At 45.9% G+C, this 17,067-nt stretch carries 14 protein-coding genes, 2 tRNA genes and 3 rRNA genes; 3 read left to right on the top strand and 16 right to left on the bottom strand.

Annotated elements, in window-relative coordinates:
* Positions 1-355 precede the first annotated feature (355 nt).
* The gene (gene groL / locus NYE53_RS03385) at positions 356-1,987 is read right to left on the bottom strand and encodes a chaperonin GroEL (RefSeq protein WP_003234067.1); all 1,632 of its coding nucleotides are present in this window, start codon (positions 1,985-1,987) and stop codon (positions 356-358) included.
* Positions 1,988-2,033: 46 nt separating this feature from the next.
* The gene (gene groES / locus NYE53_RS03380; RefSeq protein ID WP_003155970.1) at positions 2,034-2,318 is read right to left on the bottom strand and encodes a co-chaperone GroES; all 285 of its coding nucleotides are present in this window, start codon (positions 2,316-2,318) and stop codon (positions 2,034-2,036) included.
* A 238-nt stretch (positions 2,319-2,556) separates the two neighbouring features.
* On the opposite strand from groES, the gene NYE53_RS03375 reads away from it, so the two are divergent.
* Entirely contained in the window at positions 2,557-3,291 is a 735-nt protein-coding gene (locus NYE53_RS03375) for a type II CAAX endopeptidase family protein (RefSeq protein ID WP_339247252.1), read from the top strand.
* Positions 3,288-3,479: a YdiK family protein gene (locus tag NYE53_RS03370; protein WP_003225680.1), complete on the top strand. Its 192-nt coding sequence runs from the start codon at positions 3,288-3,290 to the stop codon at positions 3,477-3,479. The genes NYE53_RS03375 and NYE53_RS03370 overlap by 4 nt, the downstream gene beginning before the upstream one ends.
* 231 nt (positions 3,480-3,710) lie before the next feature.
* On the opposite strand, the gene tatC is transcribed toward NYE53_RS03370, so the two are convergent.
* From tatC to moaC, 4 genes are read right to left on the bottom strand one after another with little or no spacing between them, the layout of a single operon-like run.
* A complete protein-coding gene (gene tatC / locus NYE53_RS03365) occupies positions 3,711-4,475 on the bottom strand; it encodes a twin-arginine translocase subunit TatC (protein ID WP_072174264.1) in 765 nt (254 codons plus the stop codon).
* Positions 4,476-4,481: 6 nt separating this feature from the next.
* A complete protein-coding gene (gene tatAY / locus NYE53_RS03360) occupies positions 4,482-4,655 on the bottom strand; it encodes a sec-independent protein translocase protein TatAY (protein ID WP_003234072.1) in 174 nt (57 codons plus the stop codon).
* A gap of 21 nt (positions 4,656-4,676) precedes the next feature.
* Positions 4,677-5,324 carry a redox-sensing transcriptional repressor Rex gene (locus tag NYE53_RS03355; protein WP_003234073.1) on the bottom strand — a complete coding sequence of 216 codons (648 nt, stop codon included), beginning with the start codon at positions 5,322-5,324 and terminating at the stop codon, positions 4,677-4,679.
* The gene (gene moaC / locus NYE53_RS03350) at positions 5,321-5,833 is read right to left on the bottom strand and encodes a cyclic pyranopterin monophosphate synthase MoaC (RefSeq protein WP_335388937.1); all 513 of its coding nucleotides are present in this window, start codon (positions 5,831-5,833) and stop codon (positions 5,321-5,323) included. Before moaC ends, NYE53_RS03355 begins: the two co-directional genes overlap by 4 nt.
* A 125-nt stretch (positions 5,834-5,958) precedes the next feature.
* On the opposite strand from moaC, the gene NYE53_RS03345 reads away from it, so the two are divergent.
* Positions 5,959-7,887, top strand: coding sequence for an ABC-F family ATP-binding cassette domain-containing protein (locus tag NYE53_RS03345; RefSeq protein WP_339247248.1), 1,929 nt, complete (start codon positions 5,959-5,961; stop codon positions 7,885-7,887).
* A gap of 230 nt (positions 7,888-8,117) precedes the next feature.
* Here the strand turns inward: NYE53_RS03345 and tsaD are convergent, their stop codons facing one another.
* The 10 genes from tsaD to NYE53_RS03295 form a co-directional block, all read right to left on the bottom strand.
* Positions 8,118-9,158 carry a tRNA (adenosine(37)-N6)-threonylcarbamoyltransferase complex transferase subunit TsaD gene (gene tsaD / locus NYE53_RS03340; protein WP_003234076.1) on the bottom strand — a complete coding sequence of 347 codons (1,041 nt, stop codon included), beginning with the start codon at positions 9,156-9,158 and terminating at the stop codon, positions 8,118-8,120.
* A complete protein-coding gene (gene rimI, locus NYE53_RS03335) occupies positions 9,151-9,606 on the bottom strand; it encodes a ribosomal protein S18-alanine N-acetyltransferase (protein ID WP_014476001.1) in 456 nt (151 codons plus the stop codon). Before rimI ends, tsaD begins: the two co-directional genes overlap by 8 nt.
* A gap of 9 nt (positions 9,607-9,615) precedes the next feature.
* A complete protein-coding gene (gene tsaB / locus NYE53_RS03330; protein ID WP_339247243.1) occupies positions 9,616-10,305 on the bottom strand; it encodes a tRNA (adenosine(37)-N6)-threonylcarbamoyltransferase complex dimerization subunit type 1 TsaB in 690 nt (229 codons plus the stop codon).
* Positions 10,286-10,762, bottom strand: a complete 477-nt coding sequence (gene tsaE, locus NYE53_RS03325; protein WP_014479022.1) for a tRNA (adenosine(37)-N6)-threonylcarbamoyltransferase complex ATPase subunit type 1 TsaE — start codon at positions 10,760-10,762, stop codon at positions 10,286-10,288. The genes tsaB and tsaE overlap by 20 nt, the downstream gene beginning before the upstream one ends.
* 14 nt (positions 10,763-10,776) lie before the next feature.
* Entirely contained in the window at positions 10,777-11,754 is a 978-nt protein-coding gene (thiL, locus tag NYE53_RS03320; RefSeq protein WP_339247240.1) for a thiamine-phosphate kinase, read from the bottom strand.
* 180 nt (positions 11,755-11,934) lie between these two features.
* Positions 11,935-12,011 (bottom strand) — tRNA-Asp (locus NYE53_RS03315).
* 60 nt (positions 12,012-12,071) lie between these two features.
* A tRNA-Met gene (locus NYE53_RS03310) sits at positions 12,072-12,148 on the bottom strand.
* 14 nt (positions 12,149-12,162) lie between these two features.
* A 5S ribosomal RNA gene (rrf, locus tag NYE53_RS03305) occupies positions 12,163-12,278 on the bottom strand.
* Between the two features lie 55 nt (positions 12,279-12,333).
* A 23S ribosomal RNA gene (locus NYE53_RS03300) occupies positions 12,334-15,261 on the bottom strand.
* A gap of 170 nt (positions 15,262-15,431) precedes the next feature.
* A 16S ribosomal RNA gene (locus NYE53_RS03295) occupies positions 15,432-16,981 on the bottom strand.
* The 16S, 23S and 5S rRNA genes sit together here with 2 tRNA genes alongside, the layout of an rRNA operon.
* Between the last annotated feature and the right edge of the window lie 86 nt (positions 16,982-17,067).

Here is a 17,067-nt window from a genome sequence, read left to right as displayed (position 1 = left end):
ATAAAGAAAGCGAGTCATATATAGTAAACGTTTCTAATCGTTATCGAGACGGTAAAATGCCAGATAAAATAATATCAATTGCAGATGACGTGTTTGGCAAAAAAGTCTGCTTCGATTTTAGAAAAGGACTCAGTAGTCCTTTTTTGCTTTTGTTTTCGGTCCATAAATGCCATGTATGCCCCTACATACTACACAGGTTTATTTACACATCAAAAAAGACAGAAAAAAAGAAGCTTCTCACAAGTTCAATGCACTCATGAGAAGCCTCGAAATTTACAAATGGCATCAAAAGGGCATCAAAAATGACGTCCGTTGCCGACAAACCCTTGGTATATCAAGGGTTTTCGCCGTTTGATTACATCATGCCGCCCATACCGCCCATGCCGCCCATATCAGGCATTCCGCCGCCAGCGTTTTCTTCTGGCTTGTCAGCGACAACGGCTTCAGTTGTTAAGAACATTGCAGCTACAGACGCAGCGTTTTGAAGAGCTGAGCGTGTAACTTTCGTTGGGTCAACGATACCTTTTTCGATCATGTTTACCCATTCGCCAGTTGCAGCGTTGAAGCCTACGCCGATTTCTTCGTTTTTGAGGCGCTCAACGATGACAGATCCTTCAAGACCAGCGTTATGTGCGATTTGACGGATTGGCTCTTCAAGCGCGCGAAGCACGATGTTGATACCTGTTTGAGCATCGCCTTCAGCTTCAACTGCAGCGACTTTGTTATATACGTTTACAAGCGCTGTACCACCACCGGATACGATGCCTTCTTCAACAGCTGCGCGAGTTGAGTTCAAGGCGTCTTCGATGCGAAGTTTACGCTCTTTCAGCTCAGTTTCAGTCGCAGCGCCGACTTTGATGACAGCTACGCCGCCAGCAAGTTTCGCAAGACGCTCTTGTAATTTTTCTCTGTCGAATTCAGAAGTTGTTTCTTCCACTTGAGCGCGGATTTGAGTCACGCGGGCAGAAATTTTGTCTGTTTCGCCAGCGCCTTCAACGATTGTTGTGTTTTCTTTAGTAACGACAACTTTAGAAGCGCGTCCCAATTGAGCGATTTGAGTAGATTTCAGGTCAAGGCCAAGATCTTCTGTGATGACTTCTCCGCCAGTAAGGACAGCGATGTCTTCAAGCATTGCTTTACGGCGGTCACCGAAGCCAGGAGCTTTAACAGCAACTGCGTTGAATGTGCCGCGAAGTTTGTTTACAACAAGTGTTGCAAGCGCTTCGCCTTCAACGTCTTCTGCGATCAAAAGCAATGGTTTGCCTTGCTGAACAACCTGCTCAAGCACAGGAAGGATTTCTTGAATGTTTGTGATTTTTTTGTCTGTGATTAAGATGTAAGGATTGTCAAGAACCGCTTCCATCTTATCAGAGTCAGTTACCATGTAAGGAGACGCATATCCGCGGTCGAATTGCATACCTTCAACAACTTCAAGCTCAGTTGTGAAGCCTTTAGACTCTTCGATTGTGATAACGCCGTCGTTTCCTACGCGCTCCATTGCTTCAGCGATAAGGCTTCCGACTTCCTCATCAGCAGCAGAGATCGCAGCAACCTGAGCGATAGACTCTTTGCCTTCGATTGGCTTAGAAATTTCTTTTAAGTTTTCGATCGCAACCGCTACAGCTTGTTCCATCCCTTTACGCACACCTACAGGGTTAGCGCCTGCTGTTACGTTTTTAAGACCTTCACGGATCATTGCTTGCGCAAGAACTGTTGCAGTTGTTGTACCGTCACCGGCAACGTCGTTTGTTTTGCTGGCTACTTCAGCAACAAGCTTAGCACCCATGTTTTCAAACGCGTCTTCTAGCTCGATTTCTTTAGCGATTGTTACACCGTCATTTGTGATTAACGGAGAACCGAATTTTTTCTCTAGAACCACGTTGCGTCCTTTTGGTCCTAAAGTTACTTTAACAGCATCAGCAAGTGCATCGACACCGCGAAGCATTGCGCGGCGAGCTTCTTCACTAAACTTAATTTCTTTTGCCATGTTTACAAGACCTCCTCAAATGTTTTAAATATTGTTTATTTAAGAATTAGCCGATAACAGCTAAAATGTCGCTTTCACGTAAGATTAAGTATTCAGTACCTTCGTATTTCACTTCAGTACCTGCGTATTTTGAGAAGATAATGCGGTCGCCCTCTTTTACTTCTAAAGCAACGCGCTCTCCGCTTTCTAACACGCGACCTGAACCAGCTGCCACGATTTTGCCTTCTTGCGGTTTTTCTTTTGCAGAATCCGGCAACACAATTCCGCTGGCAGTTTTTTCTTCAGATTCTACGAGTTCAATGACAACGCGATCACCTAATGGCTTTAACAATGTAATAACCTCCTCAATAGTATGAATATGTAATTTTAGCACTCAGCACTAAAGAGTGCTAACACAATTCTTATAATAAAGAATCTCCCTTCCAATTTCAAGTGATAAGATAAAAAATTTTTCACGCTTACATCATTCTTTTCCGCTCCCTTTTCCGTTAGCTTTTTCACCCCCGTACCGATTATGTTACAATAGCTGTAGATGAACGAAACCCACTTAACAAAGGAGTACATACCATTTGAGAAAACAGTATTGGTTTATTATTTTGACATATATCATCATGCAGTTTTCCGCATTAATCGCGATTCCCTTGTTATTTAAATTCGGTTATGCCGGAGGACAGCCTACAGATGAAAATATGCTGCATGCACAAGGATTATGGTCCGTTATCAGCTTTATCGCCTGTCTCGTTGTTGTTCTGCTCATTCTGAGAACCGTTCCGAAAGAAACGCTGCGAAACGGACAGAAGGGCTCAATCGGACTTTCTATCCTTTGGGCGATAGCCGGTTTTTTCATTGCCCTTTTCTCTCAAGGAATAGCAGGCTCTATTGAATATTATGTTTTTGGCATCGGGAGAGAATCAGAAAATACACAAGCGATTCTGGATGTCATTCAGGCAGTGCCGCTCATGATTATCGTTTCTTCCATCGTCGGGCCTATATTAGAAGAAATTATCTTCAGAAAAATCATTTTCGGCGCGCTGTACGAAAAAACGAATTTCTTTTTTGCAGGACTGATCAGCTCGGTTATCTTCGGTATTGTTCACGCTGATTTGAAGCATCTCCTTCTATATACAGCAATGGGCTTTACCTTTGCCTTTTTATATGCGAGAACAAAACGGATATGGGTGCCGATTTTCGCCCATTTAATGATGAATACATTCGTCGTCATCATGCAGCTTGAGCCTGTTCGGAATTACCTTGAACAGCAGAGCACACAAATGCAATTGATTATTGGAGGATTATTTTTATGAGAAACCCGGTAGTTTGGGGAATGATCTACTTTGCCGTAGGGTGCATCTTTACTTATCTTGCCGCAAGCTCGCCAGGCAGCATGTGGTCATTTTACTCCATCCTGCTGATGGTGTTCGCCGCTTACAACATCAGCATTTCTTTTAAGATGTTCGCCTTTTCATTTAAAATCAAAAAGAACCAAAAATAAAGAAAATCCATTTCTGAATGAGAAATGGATTCAAATTAAATCCTAAAACGGCTTTCGTTTTAGGATTTTGTCATTTTCAGCGTGATTGAAAACCCTTGAAGTCTAGGAAAGGCGAGCATTGGAGCGGACCGAATGTTTTCATTCGTGAGCACCAACGCACAGACTTGACAACGAATGCGGGGGTTTGTCAACACGCTGAATCCATTTCTCGCATGAGAAATGGATTTTTTATTATTGCCCAGAAGACACGTCCCGATCGGCTGCACTGCTTTTCTGTGCTTTCCGATAAGCGGCCTTCGATATAAGGATACTGATTTCATATAAAATCAAAAGCGGGACTGTGACCATCATATGGGACAGAAGCTCAGGCGGTGTAATCAGGGCTGCGATCACCAGCAGCGTAAAATACGCATACTTTCTGATTTTAGCCAAGAACATCGGTGTCACAATTCCGAGCCTAGTCAAAAACATGAGGATGACCGGCATTTGGAACAGCAGTCCAAACGGAATCGTCAGCTGCAGAAGAAAATGAAAATATTCATTAATTCCGATCACCTGATTGACATTCAAGTCCTGAGAAATTCGCTTCATAAAATCAACAACAAAAGGAAATAAAATATAATATGAAAAAGATAAGCCCGCTAAAAACAGCAAAATAGAGATCGGAATGTAGCTGAGCGTTACTTTGCGCTCTTTCTCATAGAGGCCCGGGCTCACAAAAGCCCAAAGCTGATAAAGAATAACCGGCGAGGTCAAGACTATGCCGATGATAAATGCAAATTGCATAAACACATAAAGCGGGTCTGTCAGGTTAAACGCGTTAAGCGTAAGCTGCTTCGCTTCATCTGTTTCTTGCAGGTACACAATAATCGGCTTCGCTAAAAAAAATCCAGCAATAAAGAAAACGACAAACGCCAGCGCTACAATCAGCAACCGTTTTCGAAGCTCAGCAATATGCTCCAGCAGCGACATTTGATTCACTTTCATTCGTGTCATCCTAACTTACTGATCTTCTTTCTTTTTTTCCTCTTCATCACTCGTTAACCCTTTAGTAGCGTTTTTGAATTCACGAAGTGTGTCTCCCGCTGCTTTCCCCAATTCAGGCAGCTTTTTGGGACCAAAGATAATCAGAGCAACGATTGCGATAACAGCAAGGCTTCCAGGACCGATCGGCATATTTGGGCTCCTCCTTTCCCTCTATTCGATTTCCTCTAAAACTGAATAATGCTTCAAAAAATAAACCAGTGACTGAAGCTCAACTGCTAAATCTATATGATGAATTCGAATGTGTTCCGGCACATTCAAACGGGCCGGCGTAAAATTAAGGATTCCCTTGATTCCTAATGCGACCAATCTGTCTGTAATGGATTGAGCGGCAACTGCAGGCACTGTAAGAATGGCAACTGATTCATCTTTTACGTGTTGTTCAAGGTCATCAAGGTTATAGACGGGCACGCCGCCTACCTCAGTTCCTATTTTACTCTCATTTATATCAAAAGCCATAGAAATTTTTGTGTTATTATTTTTTGTGAAATTATAGTGAAGAAATGCCGTTCCCAAGTTCCCGACACCAATCAAGATGACGTCTGTCATCTCATCCTGATCAAGCGTTTTTCGGAAAAAAGACAGCAAATAATCCACATTATATCCGTATCCTTTTTTGCCAAGAGCTCCAAAATAGGAAAAATCCCTCCGAATCGTGGCAGAATCAACCTTTACGGCATCACTGAGTTCAGCGGATGATACACGCTGTTTTCCTGACGCATGCAGATTCTTTAAAAAGCGATAGTAAAGCGGCAGCCGTTTCGCCGTCGCCTGCGGAATTTTTGATTGATCCTTATTCATTTTTGGTCCTCCAAATTATACTCGGATAGTTCTCTTTTAAAGTCACCGTTTTTCCCTCCTGTCTTCTCCAGCAAGAAAGTAGGGCCGATGACCATCCCCTTATCAAGGGCCTTGCACATATCGTAAACGGTAAGAGCGCACACCGATGCAGAAGTGAGCGCTTCCATTTCCACACCTGTACTCCCTTTCGTTTTGACCTGTGCTTTTATATGAAGTATAACTTCTGCTTCTTTTATTTTCCAGTCAAACGATATATCTACCCCGCTCAATGAAAGCGGATGGCACATCGGAATGATATTCGACGTTTGCTTTGCGGCCATAATGCCTGCCACCTGCGCGACAGCCAGTACATCTCCTTTGCCGATATCGTGACTCTGTATTTTCTCGTACACTTCATTCTTCATGTGTACGCTTGAAACAGCCGCCGCAGTACGGACAGTCGAAGATTTTTCGCTGATATCCACCATCTGGGCTCTGCCCTGTTCATTAAAATGAGAAAATCTATTCATATTAAAACGCTCCTTAAACAGATCATACACTATTTTCTTCTCTATGTCTTATATGGCCAATGTATTGTTTGCTGACTTCTGGTTCATAAGCTACACTTAACTTATTATAGCAGAGGTGAAATAATATGATGATCTTACAAATTAATCAGCTGTCCAAATCGTTTGGTGCTGATACTATTTTAAACAATATAAAGCTGGAAGTCAGAAATCGTGATCGCATCGCCATTGTAGGAAGAAATGGCGCTGGAAAATCCACGCTCCTTAAAATTATCGCAGGTCAGCTTTCGTATGAAAAGGGCGAAATTATTAAACCGAAAGATATTACAATGGGATATCTCGCCCAGCATACTGGCTTGGATTCTAAGCTTACCATAAAAGAAGAGCTGCTGACTGTTTTTGACCATTTAAAAGCAATGGAAAAGGAAATGCGGGCTATAGAAGAAAAAATGGCGGCAGCTGACCCGGGTGAATTAGAAAGCATCATGAAAACCTACGACCGCCTTCAGCAGGAATTCAAAGATAAAGGCGGCTATCAATATGAAGCGGATGTTAGATCTGTGCTGCATGGTCTCGGCTTCAGCCATTTTGACGATTCTACACAGGTTCAAAGCCTCAGCGGAGGCCAGAAAACAAGACTGGCTTTAGGTAAGCTTCTGTTAACACAGCCTGATTTGCTCATTCTCGATGAGCCGACAAACCATCTGGATATTGATACGCTTACCTGGCTTGAGCATTATTTACAAGGCTATTCAGGCGCCATTCTCATCGTTTCGCATGACCGCTACTTTTTGGACAAAGTAGTAAACCAGGTATACGAGGTATCAAGAGCAGAAAGCAAAAAGTATCACGGCAACTACAGCGCTTATCTCGACCAAAAAGCCGCGCAGTATGAAAAAGATCTGAAATTTTATGAAAAGCAGCAGGACGAGATTGCAAAGCTGCAGGACTTCGTAGACCGAAATCTGGCGAGAGCCTCTACCACCAAAAGGGCGCAAAGCCGCAGAAAGCAGCTTGAGCGAATGGATGTCATGTCAAAACCGCTTGGCGATGAAAAATCAGCAAACTTTCATTTTGATATTACCAAACAGAGCGGAAATGAAGTCCTTCGTGTTCAGGATCTCACAATCAGCTATGAAAACCAGCCGCCGCTTTTAACAGAAGTGTCATTCATGCTCACAAGAGGAGAAAGCGCAGCGCTTGTCGGCCCTAACGGAATTGGTAAATCGACATTGCTGAAAACATTAATAGACACCCTAAAACCAGATCAAGGAACGATCTCATACGGCTCAAATGTCAGTGTCGGCTATTATGATCAGGAACAGGCTGAGCTGACTTCCTCTAAACGTGTCCTTGATGAGCTGTGGGACGAGTACCCCGGGCTCCCAGAAAAAGAAATCAGAACGTGTCTCGGAAATTTCTTATTCTCCGGAGATGATGTGCTGAAACCAGTTCATTCACTGAGCGGTGGCGAAAAAGCAAGATTGGCTCTAGCTAAGCTGATGCTTCAAAAAGCCAACTTTCTCATCCTTGATGAACCGACGAACCATCTGGATTTAGACAGCAAAGAAGTTCTCGAAAACGCGCTGATTGATTATCCAGGCACACTGTTATTTGTCTCACATGACAGATATTTTATTAACAGAATCGCCACAAGAGTATTGGAGCTTTCTTCAAGCCATATAGAGGAGTATCTGGGAGATTACGATTATTATACAGAGAAAAAAACAGAGCAGCTTGAATTGGAGAAAATAAATCAGCAAGAGGAAACTGAAAAAACGCCAGCTACAGTGAAGTCTGACTCCAAACGTTCCTACGAGGAAGAAAAAGAATGGAAAAAGAAAGAGCGCCAACGACTCCGTCGGATTGAAGAAATTGAAACCACTGTTCAAACCATTGAAGAAAACATCAGCCGCAATGATGAATTGCTATGTGACCCTGAAGTCTATCAGGATCATGAAAAAGTACAAGCTATCCATGCAGACAATGAGAAGCTCAATCAGGAGCTGGAATCTCTTTTGTCCGAATGGGAAGAACTATCCACAGAAGAAGATTAAAAAAGTCAAGCACCTCTTTTTAGAGGTGCTTTTTATCCACAGAACATACCCTAATAAGCAAAACAAAGTAAGCGCTTTATACACAATATCCACAAAATATTCTGAATTTATCCACTTTATTAACAGCGACTTAAGCCCTTTATCCATCTATATCTCTATAATTACTCACAGACATGTGGATAAATTGTGAATTATCTGTTAATAACAAACATATAAAAAGTCTCACGCTATTATCTCGTGAGACTTTGATAAGAAGTCAATTCAAGGCCGGGCTGCCCATTCATATCATATGCACCGCGAATTCCTTTTTCAAAAGCAATTGTACCAGCAGCAGCAATCATCGCAGCATTATCCGTGCATAAAGCTAATGGAGGAATAACAAGCGTAATCCCTTCATGCTGGGCAAATTCCTTTTCTAATGCAGCTCTGAGGCCTCTGTTTGCAGCTACTCCTCCGGCTAAAAGGACCTGTTTGACATCATATTCCTTTGCCGCGCGCGCCGTTTTGGTGACCAAGACATCGATCACACTATTTTGGAAACTGGCAGACAAATCTTCCGGAGCAATCTCTTGCCCTTTTTGGGATGCATTATGAAGCGTATTGATCACCGCAGACTTCAATCCGCTAAAGCTGAAGTTGTAAGAGCCTTCTTCAAGCCATGCGCGAGGAAGCGGAATATTGTCATTCCCTTTTTCAGCTAGCTTGTCAATTTGCGGTCCACCCGGATACGGCAATCCCATCGTCCGCGCCACTTTGTCGTAGGCTTCTCCAGCCGCATCATCAAGGGTTTCCCCAATGACTTCAAATGATCCATGTTCCTTCATATAAACCAGTTCTGTATGGCCTCCTGAAACGACCAATGCCAGTGCCGGGAACACGATGTCTTCTACAAGACGGTTCGCGTATATATGACCGGCTATATGATGAACGCCTACTAACGGAATGTTATGTGCAAAGCTCAATGCTTTAGCGGCATTCACTCCGATAAGAAGCGCCCCCACCAGTCCCGGACCTTCTGTTACTGCAATCGCATCAATATCACTATACGTCATGCCAGCTTTGCGAAACGCCTCTTCTATAACCAAAGTGATTTGTTCAACATGATGTCTTGAAGCAATTTCCGGAACAACGCCTCCGAAGCGCTTATGGCTTTCAATTTGAGAGGCTACTACGTTTGAAATGATCTCTTTCCCGTTTTTCACAATAGCTGCAGCAGTCTCATCACAGCTTGTTTCAATTCCTAATACGTACATGTCTTTTTGCTCACTCATTTATCGTCACCCACATAATTAACGCATCTTCCCCGTTATCAGTATAATAGTTCTTTCTTATTCCGCCGGGCTGCATCCCGAATTTCTTATATAAGCCTTGAGCAGGATGATTCGAAACCCTCACTTCAAGCGAAAGCCGCCTTGCGTCTTTTTCTTTGCACAGTTCAACAGCTGAGCGAAAAAGCGTTTCTCCTAAAGACTGGCCGCGATACTCTGGTTTTATCGCTATATTTGTAATTTGGGCATCGTCCATCACAATCCAAATCCCGCAATACCCAGCAACATGGCCGTCCTTTTCAATCACGAGATAATGAGCATATGGATTTTCCAGCAGCTCATGATAAAACGAATCCTTCGTCCAAGGAGACGTAAAGGAGGATGCTTCGATTTCGTATACGTGATCTATATCTTCAAGCCGCATATTTCTGACCGCTGCTTTTGTTTTCATCCTATCACCCTACTTTTGACTTTCAATCCATTTCGCTTCAGCTTCTGCCAGCCGCAAGTAATCCGGGACAAGCCCATGAACATCAGCTGCTTCCTTTTCCTTCCCGAGAAAAGCCAATTCTGAAGGACGCGGGTTATGCTGGACGGCAGTTCCAATGAATCCTTTTGTTCTAAGAACATCTTCTATCATCTGCTTGTGAATAGAAGTGTCGTGACCTAAAAACAAAACAGGACGATCCTTTTCTTTTAACATCTCCAGCCAATCTGCCAGCATCACATTTTGATCTGGAACAGCTTGCTCTAAAAGCCCATTTTTATATTGATACAGACCTGTGTACACCTGTCCCCGTCTAGCATCAAAGATTGGGCTGATCAGACCGTCAAAATGCCGGCCATTTGCCGCAAGCGTCTCAAGACTTGATACAGCACTTATTGGAATGTCTAAAGACCAGGCAAGTGTTTTGGCCAACGTCACACCTATTCTTACTCCTGTGTATGAACCAGGGCCTTTTGCAACGACAATTTTAGAAAGGTCCTGCGGTGCCATATCACAATCATTCAGCAATGAATGAACAGCAGGCATCGCTCTTACAGAGTGGTTCTTTTTCAAATATGTAATGTATTCTGCTATAACAGTGTCTTCTCGAAGCAGCGCAATGCCCAATGTATAATTTGATGTATCAATTGCTAATATTGTCATGTCTACTTAACTCCTCACAAAGCATTTCATACCGATTCCCGACAGCAGTAAAGGTAATTTCCCGCTCATCATCACCAGCTCTTTTGATGACAATTTGCAGTCGCTCCTGTGGCAGCTGTTCTTCAATTAAATGAGCCCATTCAACGAGACAGACACCTTGTCCGTGAAAATATTCATCAAGTCCCAAATCTTCACTTTCATCTTCCATTCTATACACATCCATGTGATAAAGAGGAAGTACGCCATCGTTATATTCTTTTATAATTGTAAAAGTCGGACTGTTTACAATACGTGTAATTCCCAGCCCTTCTGCAAAACCTTTCGTAAAAGTCGTTTTTCCTGCACCTAAATCGCCCTCTAATGTCAGGACGTCTCCCGGTTTAGCAAACGCTGCCGCAAGCTTGGCAATTGCTTTTGTTTCTTCTGGATTTACAGTTCTCCATTTTAATTGCTTCACACGAGTCACCCGTCTTATTTAAAATGATTATATCCCTTTTTCTCTAAGATCATTGATGTTTGATCTGTTTTTAGGATCACTTTAGATTTTGTTTTTTCCCTGACATGGCCAATCTTTGTAATGGGAAGTTGACGTGCTGCGCACTGCTGCTTCAACACTTCCCACTCCTCTTTTGAAACCGTCCCTGTCAGCTCAAAATCCTCACCGCCAAACAAAGCCCATTCTTTCCAGTTAGGATGAAGCTTAGGTAAATCAGAATGAATTGGAAGCATGCTTTCAACAATTTCAATTGAAACACAGCTGGCTTCTGCAATCTCGTTCAGTTCACTAGCCAATCCGTCACTAACATCATTTAAAGCTGCCCGTTTAAGACTCGAGCATAATCTGCCGACAATTACTCTTGGCTCAGGCCGTTTATGCCTGTGGATAAAGTAATCCGTGTCAATAGAAGAATTTTGAGGATGAGTCTCCTCTAATAATAAAGAAAGTCCTGCTGCAGAAGAACCGATTTCACCGGTTACAAACACAATATCATTCGGTTTTGCTAAGCTGCGCAAACAGGCCTGTCCCTTTTCAATTTCACCGATCACAGTGACTGTAACGACTAATTTGTCAGCGGTAGAAACTGTATCGCCACCAATCAGATCCATATGATATAGTTTCGCCAGTTCATTCATTCCTTCATACATCGCCTTGATTTCAGATTCAGTCCATTTTGAAGGTACCGCAAGTGATACCAGATAAAATTTCGGAATGCCTCCCATCGCGGCAATATCACTTATATTAACGGCTAACGCCTTATACCCGATATCTTCAGGTGAGGAATAGTGTAATTTGAAGTGCACGTCTTCTACCATAGTATCAACACAAACAATTTCCTGAACGCCGTGTTTCGCAGTGTAGAGCGCTGCATCATCACCTATTCCTACATCAACGGAAGAATGGTGAATGGTCCGCGGAGTAATGCTATGTATCAAATCAAATTCATCCATGAACCAAAATCTCCTTTCAACCCTGCTTATGCCTATATGTGCTCTTCCTAGTTTATCGAATTTTGCTGAAATATCCAAGATGTTCCCGATATAAAGAAAGCTTGGCTATGACACCAAGCAGAAGATACAGTAAAAGAAAACACAAAAAAAACGAAAACATGATCGTTTCGTTTACATTAATGGCGGTCCGGACGGGACTCGAACCCGCGACCTCCTGCGTGACAGGCAGGCATTCTAACCAACTGAACTACCGGACCATATTTGTATAAGATTATTTTAGTTGTACCCTTAGGGCACTCCTTATTTAATCATATATTTGGTTGCGGGGGCAGGATTTGAACCTGCGACCTTCGGGTTATGAGCCCGACGAGCTACCGAACTGCTCCACCCCGCGATGATAAAAGTAATGCTTGGCGGCGTCCTACTCTCACAGGGGGAAACCCCCGACTACCATCGGCGCTGAAGAGCTTAACTTCCGTGTTCGGTATGGGAACGGGTGTGACCTCTTCGCTATCGCCACCAAACAAATTGAGAGTGTTCTCTCAAAACTAGATAACAGGTGTGACATCATTCAAAAATATGGTTAAGTCCTCGATCGATTAGTATCTGTCAGCTCCATGTGTCGCCACACTTCCACCTCAGACCTATCAACCTGATCATCTTTCAGGGATCTTACTTCCTTGCGGAATGGGAAATCTCATCTTGAGGGGGGCTTCATGCTTAGATGCTTTCAGCACTTATCCCGTCCGCACATAGCTACCCAGCGATGCCCTTGGCAGAACAACTGGTACACCAGCGGTGCGTCCATCCCGGTCCTCTCGTACTAAGGACAGCTCCTCTCAAATTTCCTGCGCCCGCGACGGATAGGGACCGAACTGTCTCACGACGTTCTGAACCCAGCTCGCGTACCGCTTTAATGGGCGAACAGCCCAACCCTTGGGACCGACTACAGCCCCAGGATGCGATGAGCCGACATCGAGGTGCCAAACCTCCCCGTCGATGTGGACTCTTGGGGGAGATAAGCCTGTTATCCCCGGGGTAGCTTTTATCCGTTGAGCGATGGCCCTTCCATGCGGAACCACCGGATCACTAAGCCCGACTTTCGTCCCTGCTCGACTTGTAGGTCTCGCAGTCAAGCTCCCTTGTGCCTTTACACTCTGCGAATGATTTCCAACCATTCTGAGGGAACCTTTGGGCGCCTCCGTTACCTTTTAGGAGGCGACCGCCCCAGTCAAACTGCCCACCTGACACTGTCTCCCCGCCCGATAAGGGCGGCGGGTTAGAAGGTCAATACAGCCAGGGTAGTATCCCACCGATGCCTCCACCGAAGCTGGCGCTCCGGTTTCCAAGGCTCCTACCTATCCTGTACAAGCTGTACCAACATTCAATATCAGGCTGCAGTAAAGCTCCACGGGGTCTTTCCGTCCTGTCGCGGGTAACCTGCATCTTCACAGGTACTATAATTTCACCGAGTCTCTCGTTGAGACAGTGCCCAGATCGTTGCGCCTTTCGTGCGGGTCGGAACTTACCCGACAAGGAATTTCGCTACCTTAGGACCGTTATAGTTACGGCCGCCGTTTACTGGGGCTTCAATTCGCACCTTCGCTTACGCTAAGCGCTCCTCTTAACCTTCCAGCACCGGGCAGGCGTCAGCCCCTATACTTCGCCTTACGGCTTCGCAGAGACCTGTGTTTTTGCTAAACAGTCGCCTGGGCCTATTCACTGCGGCTCTCTCGGGCTTGCACCCTAACAGAGCACCCCTTCTCCCGAAGTTACGGGGTCATTTTGCCGAGTTCCTTAACGAGAGTTCTCTCGATCACCTTAGGATTCTCTCCTCGCCTACCTGTGTCGGTTTGCGGTACGGGCACCTCTCACCTCGCTAGAGGCTTTTCTTGGCAGTGTGGAATCAGGAACTTCGCTACTATATTTCGCTCGCCATCACAGCTCAGCCTTATGGGAAACGGATTTGCCTATTTCCCAGCCTAACTGCTTGGACGCGGATATCCAATACCGCGCTTACCCTATCCTCCTGCGTCCCCCCATTGCTCAAATGGTGAGGAGGTGGTACAGGAATATCAACCTGTTGTCCATCGCCTACGCCTTTCGGCCTCGGCTTAGGTCCCGACTAACCCTGAGCGGACGAGCCTTCCTCAGGAAACCTTAGGCATTCGGTGGAGGGGATTCTCACCCCTCTTTCGCTACTCATACCGGCATTCTCACTTCTAAGCGCTCCACCAGTCCTTCCGGTCTGGCTTCACAGCCCTTAGAACGCTCTCCTACCACTGTTCGAAGAACAGTCCGCAGCTTCGGTGATACGTTTAGCCCCGGTACATTTTCGGCGCAGAGTCACTCGACCAGTGAGCTATTACGCACTCTTTAAATGGTGGCTGCTTCTAAGCCAACATCCTGGTTGTCTAAGCAACTCCACATCCTTTTCCACTTAACGTATACTTTGGGACCTTAGCTGGCGGTCTGGGCTGTTTCCCTTTCGACTACGGATCTTATCACTCGCAGTCTGACTCCCAAGGATAAGTCATTGGCATTCGGAGTTTGACTGAATTCGGTAACCCGGTAGGGGCCCCTAGTCCAATCAGTGCTCTACCTCCAAGACTCTTACCTTGAGGCTAGCCCTAAAGCTATTTCGGAGAGAACCAGCTATCTCCAGGTTCGATTGGCATTTCACCCCTACCCACACCTCATCCCCGCACTTTTCAACGTGCGTGGGTTCGGGCCTCCATTCAGTGTTACCTGAACTTCACCCTGGACATGGGTAGATCACCTGGTTTCGGGTCTACGACCACGTACTCATGCGCCCTATTCAGACTCGCTTTCGCTGCGGCTCCGCATCTTCTGCTTAACCTTGCACGGGATCGTAACTCGCCGGTTCATTCTACAAAAGGCACGCCATCACCCGTTAACGGGCTCTGACTACTTGTAGGCACACGGTTTCAGGATCTCTTTCACTCCCCTTCCGGGGTGCTTTTCACCTTTCCCTCACGGTACTGGTTCACTATCGGTCACTAGGGAGTATTTAGCCTTGGGAGATGGTCCTCCCGGATTCCGACGGAATTTCACGTGTTCCGCCGTACTCAGGATCCACTCAGGAGAGAACGAAGTTTTGACTACAGGGCTGTTACCTCCTATGGCGGGCCTTTCCAGACCTCTTCATCTACCTCGTTCCTTTGTAACTCCGTACAGAGTGTCCTACAACCCCAAGAGGCAAGCCTCTTGGTTTGGGCTGATCCCGTTTCGCTCGCCGCTACTCAGGGAATCGCATTTGCTTTCTCTTCCTCCGGGTACTTAGATGTTTCAGTTCCCCGGGTCTGCCTTCTCATATCCTATGAATTCAGATATGGATACCACTCCATTACGAGTGGTGGGTTTCCCCATTCGGAAATCTCCGGATCAAAGCTTGCTTACAGCTCCCCGAAGCATATCGGTGTTCGTCCCGTCCTTCATCGGCTCCTAGTGCCAAGGCATCCACCGTGCGCCCTTTCTAACTTAACCGTTAAAAAGAATCACTATGTGATATCTTGTGTTACTAATTGAATGTGATGTCTACTGTTATCTAGTTTTCAAAGAACACGTTTCGAAGGAATGATCCTTCAAAACTAAACAAGACAGGGAACGTTCTGTTTATAAGACCCAAGGTCTTATATTCCGTATAATATCCTTAGAAAGGAGGTGATCCAGCCGCACCTTCCGATACGGCTACCTTGTTACGACTTCACCCCAATCATCTGTCCCACCTTCGGCGGCTGGCTCCTAAAAGGTTACCTCACCGACTTCGGGTGTTACAAACTCTCGTGGTGTGACGGGCGGTGTGTACAAGGCCCGGGAACGTATTCACCGCGGCATGCTGATCCGCGATTACTAGCGATTCCAGCTTCACGCAGTCGAGTTGCAGACTGCGATCCGAACTGAGAACAGATTTGTGGGATTGGCTTAACCTCGCGGTTTCGCTGCCCTTTGTTCTGTCCATTGTAGCACGTGTGTAGCCCAGGTCATAAGGGGCATGATGATTTGACGTCATCCCCACCTTCCTCCGGTTTGTCACCGGCAGTCACCTTAGAGTGCCCAACTGAATGCTGGCAACTAAGATCAAGGGTTGCGCTCGTTGCGGGACTTAACCCAACATCTCACGACACGAGCTGACGACAACCATGCACCACCTGTCACTCTGCCCCCGAAGGGGACGTCCTATCTCTAGGATTGTCAGAGGATGTCAAGACCTGGTAAGGTTCTTCGCGTTGCTTCGAATTAAACCACATGCTCCACCGCTTGTGCGGGCCCCCGTCAATTCCTTTGAGTTTCAGTCTTGCGACCGTACTCCCCAGGCGGAGTGCTTAATGCGTTAGCTGCAGCACTAAGGGGCGGAAACCCCCTAACACTTAGCACTCATCGTTTACGGCGTGGACTACCAGGGTATCTAATCCTGTTCGCTCCCCACGCTTTCGCTCCTCAGCGTCAGTTACAGACCAGAGAGTCGCCTTCGCCACTGGTGTTCCTCCACATCTCTACGCATTTCACCGCTACACGTGGAATTCCACTCTCCTCTTCTGCACTCAAGTTCCCCAGTTTCCAATGACCCTCCCCGGTTGAGCCGGGGGCTTTCACATCAGACTTAAGAAACCGCCTGCGAGCCCTTTACGCCCAATAATTCCGGACAACGCTTGCCACCTACGTATTACCGCGGCTGCTGGCACGTAGTTAGCCGTGGCTTTCTGGTTAGGTACCGTCAAGGTACCGCCCTATTCGAACGGTACTTGTTCTTCCCTAACAACAGAGCTTTACGATCCGAAAACCTTCATCACTCACGCGGCGTTGCTCCGTCAGACTTTCGTCCATTGCGGAAGATTCCCTACTGCTGCCTCCCGTAGGAGTCTGGGCCGTGTCTCAGTCCCAGTGTGGCCGATCACCCTCTCAGGTCGGCTACGCATCGTTGCCTTGGTGAGCCATTACCTCACCAACTAGCTAATGCGCCGCGGGTCCATCTGTAAGTGGTAGCCGAAGCCACCTTTTATGTTTGAACCATGCGGTTCAAACAACCATCCGGTATTAGCCCCGGTTTCCCGGAGTTATCCCAGTCTTACAGGCAGGTTACCCACGTGTTACTCACCCGTCCGCCGCTAACATCAGGGAGCAAGCCCCCATCTGTCCGCTCGACTTGCATGTATTAGGCACGCCGCCAGCGTTCGTCCTGAGCCAGGATCAAACTCTCCGATAAATGGATCACAGGTTAAGTTCACCGCTTCCTGCGGCGACACCTGTGTGACCTGCGTCGTGCAGGCTCTAGTTTGACTGACTACGCAC

The organism is Bacillus sp. FSL R5-0523 (assembly GCF_037975295.1).
Taxonomy (GTDB): Bacteria; Bacillota; Bacilli; order Bacillales; family Bacillaceae; genus Bacillus; species Bacillus subtilis.
Note: the sequence above shows the minus strand (reverse complement) of the source record. Positions and strands in the feature narration are given on the sequence as shown.